General features: G+C 58.3%; 18 protein-coding genes and 2 pseudogenes. 10 read left to right on the forward strand and 10 right to left on the reverse strand.

The genetic code is table 11. The features are described 5' to 3' along the window. Positions 1 to 24: 24 nt before the first annotated feature. Positions 25 to 432, reverse strand: a pseudogene (locus tag FHJ30_RS13040) (CpaF family protein); the annotation flags it as partial. 676 nt (positions 433 to 1,108) lie between these two features. Between FHJ30_RS13040 and FHJ30_RS21915 the strand changes: the two are divergent. From FHJ30_RS21915 to FHJ30_RS13055, 3 genes are all read left to right on the forward strand, one after another. Next, positions 1,109 to 2,461 (forward strand): lysozyme, encoded by a 1,353-nt coding sequence (locus tag FHJ30_RS21915; RefSeq protein ID WP_306669382.1) that lies wholly within the window; start codon positions 1,109 to 1,111, stop codon positions 2,459 to 2,461. Between the two features lie 83 nt (positions 2,462 to 2,544). Next, on the forward strand, positions 2,545 to 3,825 hold the full coding sequence (locus tag FHJ30_RS13050; protein WP_139029695.1) for a hypothetical protein: 1,281 nt from the start codon (positions 2,545 to 2,547) through the stop codon (positions 3,823 to 3,825). A gap of 28 nt (positions 3,826 to 3,853) precedes the next feature. Continuing rightward, entirely contained in the window at positions 3,854 to 4,999 is a 1,146-nt protein-coding gene (locus FHJ30_RS13055; RefSeq protein WP_171059024.1) for a glycosyltransferase family 4 protein, read from the forward strand. Here the strand turns inward: FHJ30_RS13055 and FHJ30_RS21690 are convergent. The 4 genes and pseudogenes from FHJ30_RS21690 to rfbB form a co-directional block, all read right to left on the reverse strand. After that, positions 4,969 to 5,703 (reverse strand): transposase, encoded by a 735-nt coding sequence (locus tag FHJ30_RS21690; RefSeq protein ID WP_240793693.1) that lies wholly within the window; start codon positions 5,701 to 5,703, stop codon positions 4,969 to 4,971. The two genes, FHJ30_RS13055 and FHJ30_RS21690, sit on opposite strands and share 31 nt — an antisense overlap. A 265-nt stretch (positions 5,704 to 5,968) precedes the next feature. Continuing rightward, positions 5,969 to 6,193: pseudogene (locus tag FHJ30_RS21695) on the reverse strand (hypothetical protein); the annotation flags it as partial. A gap of 333 nt (positions 6,194 to 6,526) precedes the next feature. Next, on the reverse strand, positions 6,527 to 7,558 hold the full coding sequence (locus FHJ30_RS13065; protein WP_139029697.1) for an NAD(P)-dependent oxidoreductase: 1,032 nt from the start codon (positions 7,556 to 7,558) through the stop codon (positions 6,527 to 6,529). Next, positions 7,471 to 8,502 (reverse strand): dTDP-glucose 4,6-dehydratase, encoded by a 1,032-nt coding sequence (gene rfbB / locus FHJ30_RS13070; protein WP_139029698.1) that lies wholly within the window; start codon positions 8,500 to 8,502, stop codon positions 7,471 to 7,473. The genes FHJ30_RS13065 and rfbB overlap by 88 nt, the downstream gene beginning before the upstream one ends. Positions 8,503 to 8,556: 54 nt before the next feature. Between rfbB and rfbA the strand changes: the two genes are divergently transcribed. Next, positions 8,557 to 9,435: a glucose-1-phosphate thymidylyltransferase RfbA gene (gene rfbA, locus FHJ30_RS13075; protein WP_139029699.1), complete on the forward strand. Its 879-nt coding sequence runs from the start codon at positions 8,557 to 8,559 to the stop codon at positions 9,433 to 9,435. A gap of 1,574 nt (positions 9,436 to 11,009) precedes the next feature. On the opposite strand, the gene FHJ30_RS13080 is transcribed toward rfbA, so the two are convergent. Further along, a complete protein-coding gene (locus FHJ30_RS13080; RefSeq protein ID WP_139029700.1) occupies positions 11,010 to 12,242 on the reverse strand; it encodes a glycosyltransferase family 4 protein in 1,233 nt (410 codons plus the stop codon). Positions 12,243 to 12,244: 2 nt separating this feature from the next. Then, the gene (locus FHJ30_RS13085) at positions 12,245 to 13,270 is read right to left on the reverse strand and encodes a polysaccharide biosynthesis protein (protein WP_139029789.1); all 1,026 of its coding nucleotides are present in this window, start codon (positions 13,268 to 13,270) and stop codon (positions 12,245 to 12,247) included. Positions 13,271 to 13,425: 155 nt separating this feature from the next. Here FHJ30_RS13085 and FHJ30_RS13090 point away from each other — a divergent pair, with 155 nt between their 5' ends. From FHJ30_RS13090 to FHJ30_RS21870, 6 genes are all read left to right on the forward strand, one after another. Then, entirely contained in the window at positions 13,426 to 14,166 is a 741-nt protein-coding gene (locus tag FHJ30_RS13090) for a glycosyltransferase family 2 protein (RefSeq protein ID WP_139029701.1), read from the forward strand. Continuing rightward, the gene (locus FHJ30_RS13095) at positions 14,166 to 14,603 is read left to right on the forward strand and encodes a DUF2304 domain-containing protein (RefSeq protein ID WP_139029702.1); all 438 of its coding nucleotides are present in this window, start codon (positions 14,166 to 14,168) and stop codon (positions 14,601 to 14,603) included. The genes FHJ30_RS13090 and FHJ30_RS13095 overlap by 1 nt, the downstream gene beginning before the upstream one ends. 156 nt (positions 14,604 to 14,759) lie before the next feature. Continuing rightward, positions 14,760 to 16,784, forward strand: coding sequence for a hypothetical protein (locus tag FHJ30_RS13100; protein WP_139029703.1), 2,025 nt, complete (start codon positions 14,760 to 14,762; stop codon positions 16,782 to 16,784). A 774-nt stretch (positions 16,785 to 17,558) separates the two neighbouring features. After that, complete coding sequence (locus FHJ30_RS22030) at positions 17,559 to 17,909, forward strand: Mu transposase domain-containing protein (protein WP_373683151.1); 351 nt, start codon at positions 17,559 to 17,561, stop codon at positions 17,907 to 17,909. A 15-nt stretch (positions 17,910 to 17,924) separates the two neighbouring features. Continuing rightward, positions 17,925 to 18,443 carry an ATP-binding protein gene (locus FHJ30_RS13110; protein ID WP_257223612.1) on the forward strand — a complete coding sequence of 173 codons (519 nt, stop codon included), beginning with the start codon at positions 17,925 to 17,927 and terminating at the stop codon, positions 18,441 to 18,443. Then, positions 18,436 to 18,714, forward strand: a complete 279-nt coding sequence (locus tag FHJ30_RS21870; protein WP_257223613.1) for an ATP-binding protein — start codon at positions 18,436 to 18,438, stop codon at positions 18,712 to 18,714. Before FHJ30_RS13110 ends, FHJ30_RS21870 begins: the two co-directional genes overlap by 8 nt. A 419-nt stretch (positions 18,715 to 19,133) precedes the next feature. Here FHJ30_RS21870 and wecB read toward each other — a convergent pair whose 3' ends face one another. The 3 genes from wecB to FHJ30_RS13125 are packed head-to-tail and all read right to left on the reverse strand — an operon-like array spanning position 19,134 to position 23,444. Then, the gene (gene wecB, locus FHJ30_RS13115; protein WP_139029704.1) at positions 19,134 to 20,285 is read right to left on the reverse strand and encodes a non-hydrolyzing UDP-N-acetylglucosamine 2-epimerase; all 1,152 of its coding nucleotides are present in this window, start codon (positions 20,283 to 20,285) and stop codon (positions 19,134 to 19,136) included. Continuing rightward, positions 20,282 to 21,373 carry an NAD-dependent epimerase/dehydratase family protein gene (locus FHJ30_RS13120; RefSeq protein WP_139029705.1) on the reverse strand — a complete coding sequence of 364 codons (1,092 nt, stop codon included), beginning with the start codon at positions 21,371 to 21,373 and terminating at the stop codon, positions 20,282 to 20,284. The genes wecB and FHJ30_RS13120 overlap by 4 nt, the downstream gene beginning before the upstream one ends. Before the next feature lie 25 nt (positions 21,374 to 21,398). Continuing rightward, positions 21,399 to 23,444 carry a DUF6541 family protein gene (locus tag FHJ30_RS13125; RefSeq protein ID WP_139029706.1) on the reverse strand — a complete coding sequence of 682 codons (2,046 nt, stop codon included), beginning with the start codon at positions 23,442 to 23,444 and terminating at the stop codon, positions 21,399 to 21,401. Between the last annotated feature and the right edge of the window lie 107 nt (positions 23,445 to 23,551).

The raw sequence follows: 23,551 nt of genomic DNA on the forward strand, positions 1-23,551 counted from the left end.
AGCAGCCGTCTAGAAAGAACCGACCGCGTCCACAAAGGGCGAGGACATGTCCAAGCGGCGGCCTGAACTCTTGAGCATCCTCTCCACGAGGTCCCGGACCTGCTGCTCGGTGAGGCTGAGGGAGGTAAGTTCTGATTCGCCGTTGCGTGCCACAAAGATTTCATTGGGCGCGTTGAGCCAAATCTCTTCGATTGAGGGATCGTCCAGCAGGGGTTGAAGCACGCCGAAGCCTGCAACGGCGTCGAAGAGGAACCTGCTCGCTGCATCCAGCGGACCTATGGGAGGAAGGGGTCCCATAAGCGCTCTCTCGTCGTAATCCGTGACTGCAGCCTCAACAAGCCGGCGCACCTCACCAGCCTGGTGCAGCGGATCCAGACCCCGACGACGGATTAGCTCGCGGACCTCGTCCTCGACAATTCCAAGCGCGTCCATTTGTTCCCCAATACAACTGCCGCCCCCGGCGGAGGCAGTGCAACTGGGATAAAGACTAGGCACCGTACAACATGCTGCCAAGTCATAAGGATTGTCTGTGGATAAGCGCAAGATAGCCACAGGATCAACACATGCACCATCCGCACCACTGTTTACAGCAGCAACAGGGTGCTATGGTGAGCGCGTTAAGTGTCAAAAACCCCTGTCCGGCTGGTTCCTGGGGAACCAGCCGGACAGCAACCCAGATGAGGGCTCTCCGTGGGAGCGCCTCATTGTCTCCGGAGCCAATATGAAACGGAACCTGTCTCAGTCCCGTCGCCCCGTCAGGAAGTCCATTGGGATAGTTCTGCTGGCCGCATCCCTGGTCGCCGGCCCAGGCCTGGTGGGTATTGCGTCCGCCGTTGAGCCTGCCCCGACGCCGACAGCCTCCGCCGTTGCGAGCGAACCCTCGCAAACTGCGTCACCGTCTCCGACGCCGAGCCCTTCTCTGAAGGAACCAGCACCCGCGGCAACCCCCGCCGCCCAGCCCCCTGCAGAGGCTACGCAGTCGATGGCGGAAGCAGTCGGCGTCGGCGGAGCGGAAATGGGGCAGCGGTCCGCTCGCGTCACCGCATCGGCTCCATCTGAGTCGTTCAGGCGGCTGAGCACGGAGCCGTTGTCCGGTGAAGGCACCTGGATGCCCACTTTCGGCATCCAAGGTCTGGACGTGAGCGGCCACCAGCCAAGTGTGGACTGGCAGCAGCAGTGGAATATGGGCGCCCGCTTCGCCTACGTCAAGGCTACTGAAGGCAATTACTACACGAACCCCTCCTATGGATCGCAGTACCAGGGGTCCCGTAGCGTTGGAATGATCCGGGGCGCCTACCACTTCGCCATACCCAACTGGTCCTCGGGAGCGGACCAGGCACGTTACTTTGTCCAGAACGGCGGGGGCTGGTCCGCAGACGGGTACACGATGCCCCCCGTCCTGGACTTCGAGTTCAACCCCTATGAAGGCCGCACCATTAACGGCTTCTACTTCGGCAACACCTGCTACAACATGTCTCCGGCGCAGCTGCAGTCCTGGGTTCGGGATTTCGGCAACACCATGCAGTCGCTGACGGGCAGGCTCCCAGTCATCTACACCAATACCAGCTGGTGGAACCAGTGCCTGGGCAATCCTGCCGGTTTTGGTGATTATCCCCTGTGGGTTGCAGCGTACCCGAGCTCCCCCACCAACAACGCCGGGCCGGTACCGACTGCCAGCTGGGGCACCTACAGCATCTGGCAGTACAGTTCCACAGGCCCCTTCGCAGGCGACTCCAATGTTTGGAACGGGGACTACACCAGCCTAAAAACGTTTGCTGGGGGCCAACCCCCGCTAAGTCTTCCTTCAGGAGCGACACCCATCAGCGGGCGGTGGTACGGCGATGGAAAATCCTACGGCGGATGGACACTCAACGGGTACTGGTGCCTGCAGTACCCAATGGGCAGCCCATGGTGTTTCTGGTTCGGTAATGCAGGCGACAAGCCCGTCGTGGGAGACTGGGACGGAAACGGATTCGACACCATCGGTATTGTTCGGAACGGGTCCTGGCAGCTATCAAATAGCATCTCTCGCCTGTCAGTGGACAAAGTCATGTATTACGGACTGGGTAGCGATACTGCTGTGACGGGCGACTGGGACGGCGACGGTGTCACCAATATCGGAATCGTCAGAAACGCCATGTGGAACACCACCATCTCCACTTCTATGTATCCGCCCGTTTCGTACGCTTTCTATTTCGGCAACGTTGGGGACAACCCGCTTCCAGGAGATTGGAACGGAGATGGAAGGACTGGGGTAGGCGTTGTAAGAAAGGGCTCGTTCTACATGAGCAACGGCGGAACCGGGGTAGACTACGCCTTCAATTTCGGCAACCCCACCGACACGCCCGTGGCCGGCGACTGGGATGCTAGCCGAACTACAACCGTGGGAATCGTTCGCTCGGGTGTATGGCAGTTGTCTAATTCCTTGACGCCGCCCAGAGTGGACATAATCTTCCAGTGACCCTAGGCAAGGCATACCATGACTTCGGTATGACGTAGAATCTTATGATTGTACGTCACGAATAGCAGGGGCTGCCAGCACGCATGAGACCGTTAGAGAAAGGTGCCGCGGCCAAAGAACGACGCCGTTCGGGCGCCAAGTCCGTCTCAGGAGTGGCGCTAGCCTCGGCAGTCGCTGCCATAGCCGGCATCGTCATATTAATTATCGCAAGCCATTCGCTTTCCAAGGAAGACAACTCGGAATTTCTATCGTTCTGGGCAGCGTTATTTTTCATGTACGGAATTGTTGGCGGAGTACAGACGGAATCAACTCGTTCGGCTTCCCATTCAGCTGTCAACCTGCAGCAAGGCCGGGAACATGTCTTTCCTAAGCTGATCACGGTCGGTGCGTTCAGCGGTGGCGTGCTTGCCCTGCTTGTCTTAGCCGCATCTCCGTTCCTGGTGACGCACGTCTTCAGTCTGAACTCGACGATAATCGTGACCGGACTCATCCTGACAGCCGCGCTATATTCGTGCCACTGCGTTCTGGCCGGTGTTCTGCAGGGCAGCGGGGAATGGAGGCTCTACAGCAGGTTCCTGATGCTAGAAGCGTTGCTTCGGCTAGCGACGGTCGGTACAGCGGCCGCATTGGCACTAGGACTCCCCGGCCTCGAAATTGCGTGCCTCATTGCGCTAGCGGCCTGGTTGATACTCTTGGCTTCATCCGGAACGGCCCGCAGGGCTATGAATGTCCGGGCCGACGCACCTCTACCCGCCATGCTGAAGCAGACTTTTCACAACATCGTTTCTTCCGTCTCATCAGCAGCCTTAATCGTTGCATTCCCTTTGCTAATAAAGGTCACATCGCCGGCTTCCGTGTTTGAACAGTCGGCGCCACTGTTGCTTGCCATCTCCATGACCAGGGCACCTATCATGGTCCCTCTACAGGCCTTTCAGGGATTCGCAATTGCCCAAGTCGCCAAGGCTGGAAGTCAAGGCTGGCGGGCCCTGCAAATGCCCATGCTGCTTCTCCTCTGCGTCGGATCGGCTGGGGCTGCCTTAGCTTACTTCGTAGGACCGACGCTGATGTTGTTGTTCGGTTCCGGCTACAAGGTTTCTGCGCTCACGCTCGCGCTGCTGACACTAGCCGCGGCTATTATGGCCATGCTGACGTTGACGGGGACAGCGGCGCTGGCCACCGGACGCCATCGCGCATTTTCTAGTGGCTGGGCGATAGCAGCCATTGTTGCTTTCGGAGCCCTGCTCCTGCCTCTGCCGCTGGAGATCCGCTGCATCGTCTCATTGACGTTTGGCCCACTGGTGGGCATTTCGGTCCACGTAGCATCACTTTCGCGATCCGGTAAACAACGTACTGCAATGAAATGAATCAAAATTGGCGATAGATCGGATTCCCTTGAAGGTTCTACTTTATGCCGACTTCCGTAGTCCACACGCCCACGGCTGGGCGACGGGACTTGAGCGAGCGGGCATAGAAGTCATCAAAGTGAGCAGCGAATTTGGCGGAAATGATCCCACCATTGTGGAACCCACTGACGCCTTAGCCAAGTGGCGACAACAGATTGCCGAGCGCCGGCGAGTCATAGTGCCCCGCCGCGAGGAAAGTAAGAAGCTCGACCCGGGCAAAGATCCCGCCGAATGGATCCATACTGTCCTGGCAATCGTTCGTTTCCCCCAGCGCGTCATCGCGCTTCGGAAGCTATGTCGTCAACACAGGCCGGACCTGGTGCACGCGCTTCGGCTCCCATACGAAGGCGTTACTGCGTTGTCCAGCGGGTTGGGCGTTCCCGTCATTCTGTCTACTTGGGGGCAGGACTTTGTCCCGCAGGTCGAGTCAAGCCCGTTGCTGCGATGGTGGGCTTCCCGCGCCATTCGACGCGCGGCTGGACTTCAATTTGATTCGAGTGCCGACTTCGACCGCGCAGTAAAGGCAGGCTTCGATGCGAACCGACCCTCTCTTTTCGCGGCAGGGAATTTTGGAGTTGATGGTGCCCTCTTCTACACGTCGGAAGAAACGGTACCCAATCATATTGTCTTTCCACGCGGCAGGTCCGAGATGTCAAATGGCAGAGCGTTCATTGAGATAGCTACCAAGCTGGCTTGTTACCCAGACCTGACGTTCACAGCCATTGGCCTTGAGGGAATAGACTATGCGGAGCAGGCGAAGGCGGACCCACTACTCGGCGATCGTCTCTGCCTCACGCCTGCCCTTTCCCTGCCGGAGTTCGCCAGTGTGATTCGTAGTGCCGCCGTGGTCGTTTCTCCGGCGCTTACGGATGGGACGCCGATTAGCCTTCTGAGCGCGCTAGCCGCTGGCGCACCGGTTGTCGCCGGTCGCATTCCAGCCTTGGATCAACTCGCCAACACCGTAGACAACGTTTACTTGGCCGATGCCAATTCCACTGAGGACTTTTCTGAGGTCATTCTTCAGGTCTTGAAATCGGAATCAAGTAAGGTTCTCCTTCCGGAGGAATTCCTTTTAGAATCCAACAAAGTTCGAGTGAGGGAGTTTTACCTCAATGTCCTGCGTTCGACAACATAGCAGGTGTAGTGGTTAATCGGCTCTTCACGGTTCGTGGGGAAATGGATGCCCGGATGAGTGTCATGCCGGACGGCACTTCTCATGAGAATAACCGATTTGTAATTGCCGGGGTTCCGGTAGCCGCGGGCGGTGCGTTTGATGTGTTTGATGCCGGTGTTGTTTGCCTCTACCTTGCCTGTCGTGGCGCCCGTGACGATGAGGACTTCGATCTCGTTCCACCACCTGCAGACCGTGCGGTAGAGCTTGTTCGTCTCTGGCCGTGCTGCGGCGTCCACGAGCACCTTGAGTTCCTCTTTCGCGACGGCGGCATCGGTGAGGGAATTGGTGCGCAGGAGAACTCTGAGCTGTTCCTTGATCTTCCACACTGCCTGCAGCTTGCCGGTCGGATCGTCGGCGGCGAAGACCTCCTGCAGTCGGTGGGCCGCGCTCCCGGTCAGGGTGCCGCCGACGCGCAAGAGCAGCATCCGATGCGTCCGCGCCTTGTCGACGCCGCGGCCGCGGCGGCCCTTGACCTGCTGGGAGAGGTTCTGGCGGGTTTCGGTCATGGCCTGGTTGGCCAGCGAGACCAGGTGGAAATGATCGATGGCCACGGCGGTGCGCGGAAGCCACATCCGCAGCGCTTTCCGGAATGCCGCCGACGGATCGATGGCGACAACCTGGACCCCAGGCGCCAGGCCAGGGCCGGGCGAAGAGCCAGTCTCCAACGCCCTTGTGGTCCCTGCCGTCAACGACGCCCAGGACCTGCCCGGTGTCCAGGTCCACGATGGTGGTCATCCATGGTTCATGCCGGATCCACAAGCTGGATCCCGGATCGCGGAAGAACCGCACGGACCGGAAGCGGTGCTCATCAATGCCCAGCATCCGCGGACTCAGTTCATCGACCTCGGGCAGGGTGAGAAGACAAGCTTCAGTAACCGCAGCGCGGACCGTCCACCACGAGACCCCGAACGCCGCTGCGGTCTCGGACACTGCCCGGCCGGAGCGGATCACCGCGGCAACGACATGGTCGCGAAGCCGACCAGTGGACCGGGCACGGCGTGGGACCTGGACCGTGGATTCGAACCTCCACGGCGCTGGCGACAGGAATGTCCCAGATCCGCTGGAAGCGCCGTTCCTTCCGCTGCGTCGCGACAACACCGCAGCTGGGACAGCCCGGTGGCTGGTCAATTTCGACGACGATCTGGCGGCGCCCATCGGCCAGCACGCTGGCGGAGATGACGCGGTAGTCGGGCAGGTCGAAGATGCTGGTGGCAGCGTCGAACGCCACAACGGTAGGCTCAGTCAAGGCTCGTGGTCCTGGTCCTGGTTGAATGCTAGACACACTCATCCCAGCAGGGCCATGGGCGCCCTGTTTATCTACGATACGAAATCAATTCCCCACGAGCCTTGAAGAAGCCGGCTAATCCGGCGAGTTTTGTATTGGTATAAGAGGAACCTGTAGCAGCGGAGCGCTAGCCCCGTGTATGTTGAGCATCAGTTGATCTGACGCCAGATCGCTGCGATCAACCCGCCTAGGAGTCGCTACTCTCAACCCAATGAATCTTTGATGCTGTCGTATACGGAAGCAATGCCTTCGTCTAGTGAGGTGACGACAGCCGAGGACAGTTCCGTCATGACCTTGGACTCGAAGGTGAGATCAGGGCTCTGCCCTGCGGAAGCAGGTGACGACACGTGCTGAAGCGGGACAGCAGCACCCAAAACGCGTTCAACTCGAAAAATCAGCTCCTTCAGGCTAATAGCTTGGCCGGAGGCAAGGATCTTTGTGACAATTTGGCCGCCAGAGCTCGACATTTCCATTATCCGACTGAGTCCCTGCACCACCATTTCCGCGCAATCCCGTGAATAGATGAAGTCTCTTTTCGTATCCATGGGGACGTATAAGCGGACAGATTCGCCCGTCACAACAGCCTTTACTAATGCCGTAACCAGCCCTTGGGCCTTCCAAAGGTTTTGGCCAGGTCCGTACAAGTTCGCGATTCTGCCAACGAAAAGATCTGCGTCGTAGGCGGTTGAAAAGTCGCGGCACGCTTTTTCTGCGTCCAATTTCGCCCGGCCATATTCGGCCAGAGGTTGGGCGACAGTGAATTCAGTGAACGGAGGGTTCATTGCGCCGGAATAGACAGCTCCGGCGGAAGAGGCAAGGAATAGCCCGATCCGGTTCGACGAAGAAGTCAGATGAGCCTCGCCAATCTTCGCCAAGGCATTTTGGAGGACAGCCAGTTCGTGATCGAGTTCCGCGCGTGTACTCGCGGTCGTACTAGCGCCGGCACACCAATAAACGTGCCATGGACTACCGCCAACTAGTGCGGAGTAATCAGCTATCGCTCCGCTGAAATCCTCGATGGCCCGGTCAACGTCGGACCATGAAACTGTGGCTGCGTGGACTTTGATCCCTTGCGTAGCTAATTGTCGAACAACGGCAGACCCAAGCAGTCCCCTGGACCCAACAACCCACGCCAGTGGCGGTGTCGTCACTGGTCTTCGACTCCATTTTGCGTCGCAGTGCCGGTCTGGATCGCATATTTGGCTTCTGTTGCAGCCTTCTGAGGACGCCACCACGCCTCATTTCGCCGATACCAATCGATAGTAGCGGCGATGCCGTTCTGAAAATCTGCCATTTGGGGCTGCCATCCGAGATCTCGACGGAGTTTCGTCGAATCGATGGCGTACCTCAGATCGTGTCCGACCCTATCTTCAACACGGTCATAGGCGTCAGATTCCTCGCCGAGTTGCGTGAGAATGAGACGCAAAACGTTAATATTGTCCATCTCACCGTCGGCCCCTATCAAATAAGTTTCACCAATCTGCCCGCGCTCTAAAATTAGCAGTACAGCTGAGGAATGGTCGTCCGCGTGAATCCAATCCCTGACGTTCCTACCATTTCCGTACAGAACCGGCCGTCGCCCGTCCAAAATATTAGTGATTTGCCTGGGAATAAACTTTTCGACATGCTGAAAGGGCCCGTAGTTGTTGGAACAATTGCTTATTGTTGCTTGGATGCCAAATGAGCGGACCCAAGCTCGGACAAGCAGGTCCGAGCCAGCCTTTGTGGATGAGTAGGGGCTGGAAGGATTGTACGGAGACTCTTCGGTGAAACGCTGTGGATCCTCAAGTTCAAGGTCTCCGTAGACCTCGTCGGTGGAAATATGGTGGAATCTTACGCCGTACTTGCGTACTGCCTCGAGGAGGACATAAGTCCCGATAATATTCGTATCCAGGAAAGGTCGCGGATTGTGCAGAGAATTATCGTTATGTGACTCCGCCGCATAGTGCACAACTGCGTCGTGCTCTGAAACAAGCTTTTCGACCAGCACCGGATCCGCAATATCGCCGTGCACAAATTTGAATCGATCGTGCGGAAGGCCAGCCAACGAGTTTGCATTGCCAGCGTAGGTCAGTTTGTCTAAAACCGTAACCTTGTAGTGCTCAGTCTTCTCCAAAACGTAGTGAACAAAGTTCGATCCGATGAATCCTGCACCACCGGTAACCAAGAGTTTCGTCATAGGAGCAGTTTACTGGCTCGCACGCCGCACGCGGAGACGGTAGTGTGTGATCCCATGCGTGGAATCATTCTCGCCGGCGGCACCGGATCCCGGCTACACCCGATCACCCTTGGCGTGAGCAAGCAGCTCGTTCCGGTTTACGACAAGCCGATGATCTATTACCCCCTTTCCACTCTGATCCTCGCAGGCATCCAGGACATACTGGTCATTACCACCCCGCATGATGCCGACCAGTTCCAGCGCCTTCTCGGCGACGGCTCGCAATTCGGCGTATCCATCGACTACGTCCAGCAGCCAAATCCGGGCGGTCTGGCTGAGGCCTTCCTCCTCGGGTCCGACTTCATAGGATCGGAGAAGGTCGCACTCGTTCTTGGAGACAACATATTCTACGGTCAAGGTATGGGGACCCACCTCCGGCGTTTCTCTGACCTCGAAGGCGCAGCCGTCTTTGGTTATTGGGTCTCAGATCCCCGGGCCTATGGCGTGGTCGAGTTCAATGCGGCGGGGCAGGCCTTGTCTCTCGAAGAAAAGCCAGCTCACCCCAAAAGTAATTATGCCGTTCCGGGCCTTTACTTCTACGACAACGACGTTGTCGAAATCGCAAAGCAATTGGAACCTTCACCTCGAGGCGAACTCGAAATCACAGATGTCAACCGCGTGTACCTTCAGCAAGGCCGGTTGAAGGTGGAACTACTCCCTCGCGGAACTGCTTGGCTGGATACGGGAACGTTCGAGTCGCTCAATGATGCTTCCAGCTTTGTCCGAATTATTGAACATCGTCAAGGCCTTAAGATCGGCGCGCCTGAAGAAATCGCCTGGCGACTAGGCTTCCTTACCAATGAAGAGCTTCGTGACCGGGCTGAACCCCTTGTGAAATCCGGTTACGGCGAGTACCTACTAGGGCTGCTTGATCAAGAAGAGGCTAATAATTAGAGGCCTTTCGCTGCGATCAGTAAGTAGCCTTCTGTATCGATGTCGCCTTCTGTATGATTTAGCGGAAGCGTCGGACCATGACATGCTGCCTCGTCAGCGTTGCGAAGGAGAATACGACGATCTTGGCCGAATGCGATCGTGAACATGTGACCAACGGATCTTAGCTTGTCCGGTGAGCCGCGAATGCCAGAAGCGCGAATGCCTCCGTCTACTGCACCCCCGTACAGGCTTGGGTAGCTGGCGTGCTCATACAAGGCTTATTTGTCAAGGGCCATTTCGATCTGCCCATGGGCGGACAGTTGGTGCCCGCTGCGTGAATTCAAGACAGCGCGCATTTTCGTGGCCGCCTATGGGCAATTTCTCATGGCCGCCACCACTGATCTCCGGTAGCGGGAAACCCGAGCGCAGACGCCTGCTGATCCATCGGGGCTCCGCCCTTGTTCCAGGGCGTCGCTGCATCGTCCGGAACAGTCATTTCCGGATCGGTTCGTGATGTTGCGGCCGATCTCCCGGTTCATCAACTTTTAGCGTGGTGTCCTTCAAATGAAAGTGCTCGTAGTCCTGCAAGCATATTCGGGGTCGAGGCGACTTTCGCTGAGGACCACAAGCCTTGTTATAGAGCGCGCAGACGTGCGATCCCGCGTCGGTTCTGTTCAACTTGGAGCACCATGTCGTGCCCTCCGCCGAGCATGCCGACAACACCCAGGCGGTCCTGGTCGAGCCCGTCGAACGCGAGGCTCCTGCCCGGACTGCGGTAGTCTTCCGCGCCACCTGGCTGTCTTCCACTGATCTACGTGCGTCTCCCGGGTCACTGCAGCCGCCGGCGTGCCATGGACAACAATGATGCTGTCACAGCTGATACTGCCATACTGGACGGAGGCGTGGGCCGCCGGTTTTTGCGCCTACTGGGGGTCGAAGAACACCGCCTCCGACGGGTCAGATACCTGAAGGATGATCCCGAAAAGTCCCCGGGCCGATCGTGTTAAACACCTGTATATCCCAGGGCGATTCTCGATATTATGGATGATCGTCGCGGCCAGGCGGTGCGGGACTGGATCGGGGCCGGGGCACGGTGGTGGCGGAAAGGGTGGAACTGGTGACGATGTCCTCGACTTCCTCGACAGTGACCGGCCGACCCAACTTGGGCTCGTCGACCAACCCGTCCAGACGCTGTTCCAGGAACCGGCGCCGCCATTTCGCCGCCCGGCGCGGTTCAGCACTGCATGGGGCAGCGGCGCCACGTTCGACAGCCCTTCAGCGCTGGCCAAAACCATTCGCGACAGCGTCGCCAGCGCCTGGAACCACTTCGCCCTGCGGGCCCACCCCACCAGGGCCGCCAGTTCATCATCCGTCAGTTCCAGCAAGGCCTTAGGCCGCCCAACGTCCGCCATGCCCCACTCTACAATTAGGGAACGAATTTCAGGCGCAAGACACTAGCCTTCCCCAAGCACTCGTAATCAAGCAGCCCTGGCCGCTTCTTATCCCGTCGGATGCACAGCACCAGCAGCGTCAGTGGGCCACTGGTTACACTGCGCTGCCCCTGTTCAGTGGCTAGCTGCCATCAGCGCGTAGGACTAGTCCGTGGCGAGGATGAACTTCGTGAGTCTATCCAAGACGATACTGCGCTCAAGTTTGGTGAAGTGGTAGGCCCTCCCGCGGCTACCAAGGTCCCGGCGTTCTTCCGGGGTCATGTGATAGAGCTTGCGTATATTGCCGGCAAGGGCAGCCGCGTCACCGGCCGGACCCACAAAACCGCACTGGGCGTCGTCCATGACAAGACGCCCAACTTCTCCGTCCATTGCAAGGGCAAGCGGACGTCCGGAGGCAATATAGGACATGACTTTGGCGGGGATAGTGGCTTCAAGCAGGTCGCTTTTCACAAGGCAGGCGACAAGAACATCAGCCAGGGTAGTGTACTTCGGGATATCACCAACAGGATGGTGGCCCTCGAACTTGAAAATGTCACCTAATCCGCGCCGTCCGACCTCTTCTTCCAGACCCGCGCGACTCATACCGTCTCCGACAATCACCCACGAGATGTTCGTCAAGCCCTCATTCTTAAGTTCCTGCGCGGCGTCGATGATGGTATCGAATGATTGCGCGGGGCTGATGTTCCCTGTGAAAACGAGCTTGAACCCATCACCGAGGTGGCGGGCAAGTTCGTCGTCGTGAACCTCTACTTCGTAAAGCTTTTCGCAGGCCTGAGGGACGATGGAAATCTTATCGTCCGGGAGACCGGTAATGCTCTTGATTTTTGAGCGCATCTGCTCGGAAAGAACCACGATCTTGTCCGGCTGACGGTAGTGCCAGTGAGAGATTAGTTCCGCGAGTCGGCGGAACGTCTTGTTCTTGATGTCAAGAACAGAAAACAAGTTCTCGGGCCACAGATCCAGAACGTACATTGTCGATTCGATGCGCCGGACCTTCGATAGAAGAATGCCGGTGATGGTCATCATGACCGGGGACAGCTGATACAGGAAGATCTTGTCGTACTTACCGAACATGAGCCTCGGAAGATGGAAGAGGCTGGTGAGCGGGAAGGATACGTAATTCAGGAAAATACGGAGGTTGGAATTGTCGCCGCGAGGTATCTCGGGGGCGCGGAAGACTTTGATTCCATTGTGGTCCTCGCGGTATGGGCCCCCGAACGAATATCCGGGGTAGAACTCGCCCCGGGGGTAATTCGGAAGACCGCACAGGACCTCCACATCCACCCCCTGCTCAACGAAGTAGTCGCAGATATCGTTGATCCGGAACCCTTCGGGCCAAAAGTGCTGGCCAACCACGAGGACCTTTGGTTTGGACATGCCTACGGAACTGACACTGTGGAGTTGAGCAAGGACTGCAGGTAGTCAGTCGTCTTGATCTTTTCAATGATCTGCTCGATGGTCAGCTGCTGTGTGTTGTGAGAGGTGTACTCTTCCAGGGATTCGCTAACGATGTCCCCGGATTCCACAAACTTCTCGTAATTCAAGTCGCGAGTATCAGCCGGGACCCGGAAGTAGCCGCCCAGGTCCTCCGATTTCGCCCGCTCTTCACGCGTCAGAAGGGTTTCGTGAGCTTTCTCGCCGTGACGGGTTCCGATCACATTGATTGGGGAGTCTGATTTAAAGAGCTGCTTCATGGCTTCGGCGAGGTCACCCACCGATGAAGCGTCAGCCTTCTGGACGAACAGGTCGCCTTGGTTGGCGTTTTTGAAGGCAAAAAGAACCAGCTCGACAGCTTCATCGAGGTTCATCAGGAAGCGGGTCATGTTCGGATCGGTCACTGTCAGTGGCTTACCGGCACGGATCTGATCGGCAAACAAGGGAATCACTGAGCCTCTTGAGGCCATCACGTTACCGTACCGGGTGCATGCAATCAGCGTGTCGGACGGATCGACGTTGCGCGACTTTGCGATGACAACTTTCTCCATCATCGCCTTAGAAGTTCCCATGGCATTGATAGGATAAGCGGCCTTGTCCGTCGAAAGGCAGACAACCTTCTTGACCCGGGCGTCGATAGCAGCAGTCAGGACATTGTCGGTCCCGAGAACGTTGGTCCTGACTGCTTCCATGGGAAAGAACTCGCAGGAGGGGACCTGCTTCAGCGCAGCAGCGTGGAATATGAAGTCAACCCCGCGAACTGCTTCCCTGACACTCTCAAGGTTCCGTACATCGCCGATGTAGAACTTCAGCTTGTCGTTGTTGTAAAGCTTTCGCATGTCATCTTGCTTCTTCTCATCCCTGGAGAAGATCCGGATTTCGCCGATGTCCGTGTGCAGGAAGTGCTTCAGAACAGTGTTCCCGAACGAGCCAGTGCCGCCAGTGATCAAAAGTGTCTTGTCCTTGAACAACATGTCTCCTTGGTGGGTCGAGCAGTACGGCAACGAAAGCGCTGCAAACAACCTTTATATGGTATCAGCGACTCTCGACGCTCGCCGTGTGGCAGATCTCACCGCACCTGGACCCGAGTTCGGGATGCTTTTTGTTTCCGCGTAGAATCGCAGGCATGGTTAGCCCAGAATCCCGCCGCGTTCTAGTCATCATGCCCGCTTGGAATGAAGGCTCGACCGTCGGCACCACCATTACTGAGGTCATGAATCTCAACGAGGGATACGACGTCCTTGTTGTCGACGACGGCTCGAAAGACGCGACGGCGAACGTAGCCGCAGCGGCTGGTGCAACTGTACTTAGACTGCCTTTCAACATGGGGGTTGGCGGTGCCATGAGGGCCGGCTTCAAGTATGCCGACCGCAAGGGCTACGAGGCCGTTATTCAGGTCGACGCCGATGGGCAGCACGACCCGCGTGACATCGCGGCGGTCCTCGAAGGTTTGGAAACCGCTGACATCGCAATCGGTGCCCGGTTTGCCGATAAGGGCAACTACAAGGTTTCCGGACCCCGCCAGTGGGCCATGGTTTTCCTCGCGGCCGTGATCTCCCGCTTGGCCCGCACCAAACTCACCGACGTGACATCTGGCTTCCGGGCTGGAAACAGGCGCGCTATCGCGCAGTACTTGGATCACTATCCAGCCGAATACTTGGGCGACACCGTCGATTCCTTGGTCGTGGCGATCAAGTCGGGTTGCAAGGTTACGCAGATACCCGTGTCGATGCGCCCCCGCCAGGGAGGGACACCTAGCCACAACCCAGGGAAGTCAGCAATCTACCTGTTGCGATCCGTCTTCGCGCTGTTATTTGCGGTAACTAGGAGCCGGTCCAAGCTCGTTGCACAGGAAGGCACCCTCTAATGGGAAATACTCTGGCCCCCTTTATTTTCGCGTTAGTTATGGTCGGAATAGTTTTGGAACTGGTCCGCCGAACAACGTTCCGTGAGAAGTACGCGGCGCTTTGGCTCATTATTGGGGCCAGCGCCCTTATCCTCGCCGGGTTTCCCGACCTCCTTGCCGGCATCAGCAAGCTGGTGGGCGTGCAGGTTGCGTCCAATCTCCTCTTCGCCCTCTGTATCATCCTCCTGTTGGGCGTCTGCCTCCACCTGTCGTGGGAACTTTCAGTCGTCGAAGATGAGAATCGAACGCTGGCCGAAGAAGTCGCAATTCTTCGCACGTCTGTTGAGGGGTTGGAAGCAGAGTTCCGGGGCCTTACACAGTGCACAACCCTGACCAGCCAGCAGGCCCAGGCTCCGGTCCGACATGAAGAGTCCGGGTCTCATCGTTCGGACAGTTAGGTCATGTAGGGGATCAAGTCACCGCCAGCGCCCAGGCTCACTTAGACTTCTATTGTCCGTTCTGGTTTTCATGAGCCCCGCAGCAAGCAGGGCAGTGGATCAACGAAGGTCGTAAACAACGGGGGATTTCCGGCTGACCACGACCACTAAGGAATCATGCTCAGCCCTGATTTGCATGCCGCACTCATGCCCGCCCGGCAAGGCCCCGCCACACGAGGCCGGCGCCACTATCCAAGCAATAACCGGCTGACTGCACCTCAACGGCTTCTGGTCGCTGTGGCTGCAGCTCTGGCGTTCCTGGCTGTTCTTGTGCTCCGCGCCAATAATGGTCTGACCGGCTGGGGATACCTCCTGGCTCTGGGCGTCATCCTCGTCCTCGTCCCGACGTCACGTAATTTTTCCCAACGGGTCCTTTTTTCTGTGGTGGGGCTGGCCGGCGCTGCCCCTATTACGTGGTGGGTGACAGGTCCATTACCCGAGCTGAACCGCGGTTCAGTCGTCCTCGGCGTGGCAGCTGCAGTCCTCGTCGGAAGTGTCGTTACGACCCTCTTGAAACGTCAACCGCTGCGGGAATTGGTACCTCAGGTGCAGCGGGTAGACGCACTGCCAGTTATCGCTGCAGCTGCTTCCCTGTGGGCTGTGAAAGGCTTCATAGCAGTCCGGTCGCCTGAACAGTCGCTCCTCTTGCTGACGCAGTCGTGGGACTTTGCGCCGCACTTCAACATGTACAACATGATCCGCACTCACGGCTCGGTGATTGCGGTGCTCCCGCCTGCACCCGACGGCGGACCTTGGTCTGCGGCCACCTATCCTCAGGGATTTCACTCCTTGGTTGCCCTCCTTGCCGAAGTGGTAGCAGGCAGCGAAGCAGGTAATGTGGGACAAGAACTTATGCTGTTTTGTCGGCTCGTTGGAGTAGTCAGCATCCTCGGGACTTTGCTCGTGGTTGCTGGCCTTACGTCCCTGCCGGTGTTTCGCCACAACTTCTTTGTAAGCCTGCCGCTCGTTACCATCGTTGCCACGGCATGGATCGTCGGCCCCGGTGCCATCCCGGTGTTTGGCGCCTTCCCCAACTTTGGTTTGGGCGTTGCCCTCTGCGTCGCCTGCGTAGCGGTGGTGCAGCTTAGGAGGGTCGTTTCCCCCGCGATCGGATCTGCTGCACTCATCCTTGCGTTGATCGCAGTGGCCCATGGGTGGATACTCCTTCTCGTCCTTTGTCTACCCAGTGTCCTGGTTTACGCATGGCACCTGCTTCAGCACCGCACGCAACTGAGGAAGCCGGTTGTCGCCCTTCAGTTTCTCTTGGCTCTCTTGGGCCTTATCGCGCTTATGGCGGCAATCTGGCAACTGCGCAGCATGTCAGCCGGGGACGTTCTCACCACCACCGGCGGCATCGACCGTGCGGACTCAGGCGTAGCCATTCTCTGCATCATCATGAATGCCTTTGTGGCCTTGGCCTTTTACTCACGCCGCAAAGTCGGATCGCCGGAGACCGGGCACGGAACCCTCACGTCCTTGCATGTGCTTGCCACTCCGCTTTTTGCAGCCGTTTTGCTCCTCTTCCTGGCGATTTTCCAACTCAGCCAGTCCGGCTTGATTACCTACTATTTCCACAAGTCCTTCCTTGCGGTCGAAATCCTGGCAATTGTCTGCACCGTTATCGGCGCTGCTGAGCTCTGGTCTCCGCTGCTCATTGAGCGGAGTGGCCGGAAAACATTTCTCGCCGCCTCGCTCCTGACGTCGCTCGGGGCGACGCAGTTTTTTGGCCTCCCCTTCACCGGCCTGAATGAGCAGGGTCTGAAGCCCACGGCCCACGGGGCCATTGCAGTGCACCATCAAAGCTCTCTGCTTGCAGGTGAAATCCCGCCAATGATTCACAAGATGTTCCAGATAGCAAACATCAAGCAGGACCGGACGTACATTTATGTCGGCTTCAATGATTTCTTCGATCCGCTGCTGTTCGGGCAGTGGTCTCTGAGCCTGCAGGGCAGGTGGACGGACAAGATGGAGCCTGCCCTGCGAATGATCCGACCCATGTACAAGGGCCCATCCAAGGTCCCGGAAGCTATCGACGACATTTTGAGATCCATGCCGGATGTTGATGTGGTCGTTGACCGGGAATTGGTCCCCGAATTGCGCTCGGCGTTCCCAAAGTATGCGGACAGGATCATCACTTACTAACCCATGTAGCCGGCGCTGAACGGTTCGCCGTCGGAGGTTGCTGTAGGCTCGCACTGGCAATGGCTGTGTGGGCCCCAAGCGTGCAGTTTGTTGATTCTTCTCTTACGAGCACGGTTGGAGCCTGTAGACGCACTTCCATCCAGGTTCGCTGAAGAGCACGAGCTGGCCAGGCGTAGGCGAATTGGGCCAGCCATCACAGCATCTCCCGGGCGCACGGGCTGGGACGCCAACGGCCCCTGTGTCGGTGACGGTGAAAAGTGAGCCATGTGACGTGACGGTTAGAAACTGAGCATCCGCTTCGAACGATTGGGTTGGTCACAGTCTGGGATTGGGCGCTTATTCGGCGGTTTCATCGGGCCGAGGGTCACTCGATGAGGTAAATAGCGGCGTGGTTGGGGATCTTCAGGAACACGGTCGCGAAGGCGGTCACCGCCAACTTACGTGCGGGCACCGCAGGACTCCGGAATCAAGGCTGTGGAACCGGATATTCGAGCGTTGCTGCTGGAGAATCCGCGGATGCCGGCGACGGTGTCGGCTGAACGGGTGCGCTGGTCGGGTCCCCGGCCTGGTTGAGGGGAAACGTTTGCCAAGATTCGGCCAGAGTATGCCCCGGCCGATCCTGCTGATCGGATCTCTTACGATCCCGGGGATCAGGTGCAGTGCGACCCGTGTCTCCGGAGGACTTCAACACCCAGCTCGGGCAGTGGCTGGCAAAGGCCAACGCCCGGATGGTCAGAAGGACCGGCGGACCTGCTCGTCGCGGATAGAACTGCGATGCTGGCGCTGCCACCGGTTCCGCCGGTCACCGGATTCTCCGCCAAGGCCCGGCTCCCGCGGGACCATTCCGTCCGGATGGAGTCCACCGACTACTCGGTCCACCCGCAGGCGATCGGCCGGTTCGTCGATGTCACCGCGGACCTGACAACCATCACAATCAGCCTCGATGGCAGAATCGTTGGCACCCACGCCCGGTCCTGGGCCACCGGCCTAACCATCACCGACCCGGAGCACGTCGAGCCGGCAAGGGCGCTGCGGAAGCCTCTCAAACCCCTCAATTCGTGGGCGAAACGACCGGGCTGCGGGCCTGACTGTCTACGACCGGGCGTTCGGGGTTGTCCCGGATGACGGGCAGGTCGCCTGATGCCGGCCGTTAAGGAAACCATCGGCCAGATCGAGTACTACTTCCGGGCGATCAAAGCGCCCGGGATCCGGGAAGCAGCACCCCGCCTCGCCGATCAGGCGCGTGAAGGTGGCTGGACCCATGAGGAATACCCCGCCGCTATCCTGTCCCGGGAGGTTGCAGCCAGGGAAGCCTCAGGGGCCGAGATCAGGGCCAGGGGCGCCGGGGTCCCGGCCCGGAAATCGCTTGAGGACTTCAAATTCGATAACCAGCTGGGCCTCAGACGCGGCACCGTCGCGAACCTGGCCACAGGCGCGTTTCTCACCGAAGCATCCAACATCGTCCTGCCCTGGACGGCCCGGCACCGGCAAAACTCACCTCGCCACCGGGGGCTGGGCTCACGAGCCATGCAGCTCGGTCACCGGGTTCTGTTCGCTACCGCCATCAACTGGGTCGCCCGGCTCCAGGGAGCCCACCAGAACGGCCGCCTACCCCAGGAACTGGTCAGGCTGGGCCTGCGGACTGATCATCGTGGATGAAGTCAGCCACATCCCCTTTGAGGAAGATGCTGCGAACCTGTTCTGCCAACTCGTCTCATCCTGCTACGAGCACGCCTCGCTGATCCTGACATCGAACCTGCCGTTCGCTCGCTGGGGAGACGGCTTCGGCGATCCGGTCGTCGCCTCAGCCATGATCGACCGCAAGGTCCACCACGCCGAAGTCATCACCCTCAAAAGCTCCAGCTACCGCCTCAAGCACAGCCAGGTCTATTTGCCGCCCTCGACAAGACCGGAAAATACGGCAGAATAACCAGCGTCAAAGTGGCTCACTTTCCAGCCCGTGAAATGACTCACTTTTCGACCATCGCCGACACCCTGCCAGCTGGCACGCTGCTGCTATCCGCAGGGCGGATCTTGGCCCGCCCCGGCACGAGTTCGAACAGTCGGGCGAGGATCACTGCAGGGGCGGACCGATTCGGGACCAGACACATCGGTTGACGCCGAGCTTATCCATGGGAAAGGCTGACGCTACTGGCCCAAAGACAGGGGATTCCTTCGGGCACCGCGGACGCAAGGACGACCCCTTACGGGATCGCGGTACCCTTCAGATCGGCCAGCCCAGTACGTCGCGGGGCACCGGAACCCACAACTGAGTTGATCGCCTCATTCTGGACCTACCACGCGGAGGTCACCCTCTCGCACCCTCACTCAGGCGAGGGAAGACCGCGTTTACCGGTTGATATTAACGAATATTCCGGTCCTCTGGTGGTGGGTATGCGCGGTTGAACGGATGAAGTTCACGGCGCGACGTGACGTGTCAGAAATTTGGTAGTCCACGGGAATGACAGGTGAGCCGTCGGTTTCGAACTGATCCAGGACTATGTCGATGGCATCAACGATTGCATCCGACTTCACCCCAGTGGTGATGATTGCAGCGGTATCCAGGGACTCTGGGCGTTCTATCGCGTCCCTCAAAGTCACTGCTGGGAATCCCAGCAGGGAAGACTCTTCACTGATCGTGCCGCTGTCCGACAGAACCAGTTTGGCCTCCCTCTGGAGCTTCACATAGTCGTTGAAACCAAATGGCGGATGGAATCGCAGGCCTCGCTTCAATTCTTCAGGCTGATCTTCCAACCGCTTCCGGGTTCGCGGATGGGTGGAGATGAGAACAGGAATCTCGTGGCGATCGCTAATGCACTGCAGGGCCTTGAGTATCTCCGTGAGGCGTTCGGGGCTGTCGACGTTTTCTTCACGGTGGATGCTGACCATGAAGTAGCCCCCGGGAGTCAACTCCTGCCTTTCGAGAACGTCGCTGGCCTCAATGGCCCCGGCGTTGCCGAGCAGGACCTCTTTCATGGGCGATCCCGTCAGCAGGATACGTGAAGGGTGCAGTCCCTCCGCAAGCAAGTTCTTGCGGGCGTGCTCTGTATATACGAGGTTGTAGTCAGCGACATGGTCGACCAACCGTCGGTTCGTTTCCTCGGGAACGTTCTCATCAAAGCAGCGGTTACCCGCCTCCATGTGGTAGACCGGGATCCGAAGTCGCTTGGCCATGAGGGCGGAAATACAGCTGTTGGTGTCGCCCAACACAAGCATCGCGTCAGGCTTCTCAGCCAAAAGCACCTTCTCGGTCTTTGCCAGAATTGAGCCTAGAACACTACCCAGGGACGAGGTGTCCGCCTCCAGGAAGTGATCCGGGCGTCGCAGGCCCAGATCCTCGAAGAAGACCTCGTTCAACTCGTAGTCGTAGTTCTGGCCCGTGTGAACCAGCACGTGGTCGGTACTACGATCAAGCCGGCGGATTGTGGCAGCCAGACGAATAATTTCCGGTCTGGTGCCCACAATGGTCAATACTTTTAGCTTGCGGCCAACGTCGCTCATACTTCCTCCGGGAAAGTGTCGGGAGATGCTGGATCAAAGAGTTCACTGATCCAAAACATGGTGTAAAGGTTATCTGTTCCAGTGTTGGTGATGTTGTGTGACCACATCGTGGGCATATCAATGGCAACAGGGCTTTTGCCGTCGACCCGGTAGGTCACTACTTCTTCGGAGAACAATTTCCGCATGGCTATGTCCGCGGTCCCCGACAGTACGGTGAACCGCTCAATTTTCCGCCGATGGTAATGCTGTCCCCTGGTGATGCCGGGCTTCGTGGTTGAAAATGAGGACTGGCCCTCGCCCCCGCTGCTGCGGACTACCTCAAAAAACGCACCCCGTGCGTCTTCCTTACGGTCCAAGGGGATGGGCAGTCGGTCGCCAACCAAGAATGACCGGTAGGTGTTGAACATATCCCTATCGAATGGCTCGGAGATGTCCGGGATTGTGCCCTTTGAGTAGGTCGCAGCCATCGAATCAATGAGATTTGCGACCTCGCTGACCCGGCGGCTTGCTGCAAGACGGAGGGCGTCCTCGGGTTCATGAATACCCAGGAGCACCTCAGCAGCAGTTTGAACGTGCAAAAGGAGCAGGTCCTTGTCGTCCTGCACCTGCAGCGGCTTCCCTTCTGTAGCAAGGCGGCAAAAAGTAGCGACAACGGAGTTGTAGAAGGGCATACCGTGCTCCCCGAAGAGATTAGGAAGCCTGATATCAACAAAGCGGGAGCCGGCCCGTTCGGTGGCATTCTTAAGGATCTTTCCTGCTTCTTCCTTGCCCGTGCCGTAGGCGGTGCCGTTCCCCGCCTGAATGGAGTTGGCGTACACCACGGTTGCCGGTTTCGAACCAGCCGCCTCCAGCGTTTCGGCAAGCTGTTCGGCGAAACGGATGTTGCCGCTTCGTACTGCCTCATCGTCCCCCCGGTTCACCCCTGCCACGTGAACGAGGAGCTCTGCCTGTTCGACGGCGGCGACCGCGGCGCCGTCGTCGAACTTGTCACCCAGCGCAAGAGCTTCAGTCTCCTTGCCAAGGCTGTGCGCCAACACTCGCGTGTGCCACCCAAGGAAGCCGTTGCTTCCTGTCAACACGATCTTCATACCTGGATTCCCTTCCCTTGAAAAGTCATTTTCCGCAGGCAATCAGTTCGTAAACCTTTGCCTCGCCCTCAGCGTCCACCAGCTTGGCGACGCCGGCCGCTTCCAGATTGTCCAGACCCCGGAACCCGTTGTCGCCGCCGTGTACTTCCCGGTGACCGAAATCGAGGACGTAGCCAACATGGAGGCGCTCAACAATTGGACAGACAGATGGGTCCGAGTTTGCCTTATTCAGCGATGTATAGAGCTGCTCCAAGCCTGCCGGCATCTCGCTGAGCATGTGGAGCTGAGCAAGGTCCCTGCCAGTAAAGGCATAGGCCAGCGCACTCCCGTTCCACGGATTCCCCACCAGGGTCGCGTCCTCGGGAAGTTTCTCGGGGAGCCTCTTGAGCAGGGCCATTTCGTCTGAAGAAATCAGTGGGGAATCTTCAGCCAGCCGGTATCCGCCCGATGCTGAAATTGCCGCCTCACGGACGTTGGCTTGCTGGGTGCTGACAACAAGCAGGACGACAGCCATGCCAGCTACGGACAAGCCTACGTATCCCGGAGCTCGCCGGAGGTGCGCAGAAAGAGTCGCTTTTTCCGCGGACAAGTATCTAATGCCGAGTGGGGCCACCAACTTATCCCAGGCATGGACGGCACCTACGACGGCTAGCGGCAAGGTAACAAGAGGGAGCAGGGAAGCCAGGCGAGGCGGATCGTTGTACCAGACCCCAGTTAAGAAGGTCCGCAGCTCCCCAAAGGGGAAGGAAGCGACAACAACGAAAAGACCTGCAATCACCCCATACATTCCAACGAGCCATAGGTGCATACGTTGAACGATCAGCACGATAAGTCCTGTGAGGGCAAGAGCCATCACCGCCCACGCGACAGAACGTCCAATAGCGGAACTCGTAATCACCTCGCCGATAGCACGACCGGTTGTTTCCACCGGAGGCCAGAACGCTGCTATCTCTGGGGGCCGAACCTTCTTCCAGGCAGCAGCAGCCATTCCGAGTCCGAGGAGAAGCAGGAAAAAGGCTCCCACCAAGGACACTGCAGGACGGCGGGACCCTCGAGTAATTCTTGCCGTGAACCTCGTCCACAGGATCAACAGCGGAGGTATCATCAGCGCTAGCAGCGCCATGGTGCTGCTCGGGTGCGCCAAGGTGAGGCCCGGAAGTACTGCTACGAACAGCAACCAAGTGACCAGTGTTGAGCCCGACTTGGAACTTGTCAGCCCTAAAGCCTGAGCCCCCAAAGCCACCGCCACCGGAAGCAGCGCATTTCCAAGGAAATTCGGATACAGGACACCGAAATCCAGAAGCAGCAACGGAAAGGCTCCGAACGCTGCGGACAGAATGCTCGCCGCAACACTAACAACAATACGTTTGCCCAGAAGCTGGTGCGCCAGGAAGATGCATCCAAGGGGCCAGCAAACGGAGGCGACAACGAGGTTTACGACGTTAACGGACACGGTGATATCTGCACCCGTAGTGGCCGCGAGCAGAGCGACCAGATCATGCCAGGCAGCCGGGTAGAAATCCCCGCCCGTCATCGAACTGACGGTGAAGGAAGAACCTTGTCGTGTTTCGAGGATGTAGCGCACGGCATTGAGGTGAAATACGTTGTCAAATGTCTGCGAAAACGACTCAGGACGGCCGAAGGCCCCAATAAGCCGCCTGCCGATCAGAAAGGCAGCAATAAGCACGGCGGCGGCATGACCGAGACCGATTTGCCACTCGACAGGACCAAGAAAAAACTTCCCGGCCTCCGACGGCCCCGCAGACCACCTAGCGGCTGCCCACGCAACTGCCGCCATCAGGGCAGTTAAAACGAAGACTGGCAGAAGTGACCACTCCATGCCCATAAGCGGAGCCGCCAGGGCAGAGACCGCGACGATGGTCACCGAGATAGGCGGAGCTAAGGCAAACAGCGCCACACCACGAACCCGGCTGGCGGAGGCGACAATTGCCCCGGGGACGAATAGAACGCCGATCGCAAAAAGTAGATGCGGACCTACTGACCACCACGACAAAAGAAACCCTCCAAGTAGTTTGAGTGGACGTGCACCATACCGTCGAATCTTCGTCATAAGCCGCCTACCGAATCGTACTAGACGACGGCGGTGCTCTCCCGCTGCCACAGGCAGAGTCGGACGCCAAGTTTGATGTGTTGTTCCTTTCTACGGAGTGGAACAAC

This window comes from Arthrobacter sp. BB-1, assembly GCF_006151685.1.
In the GTDB taxonomy this organism is placed as follows: domain Bacteria; phylum Actinomycetota; class Actinomycetes; order Actinomycetales; family Micrococcaceae; genus Arthrobacter.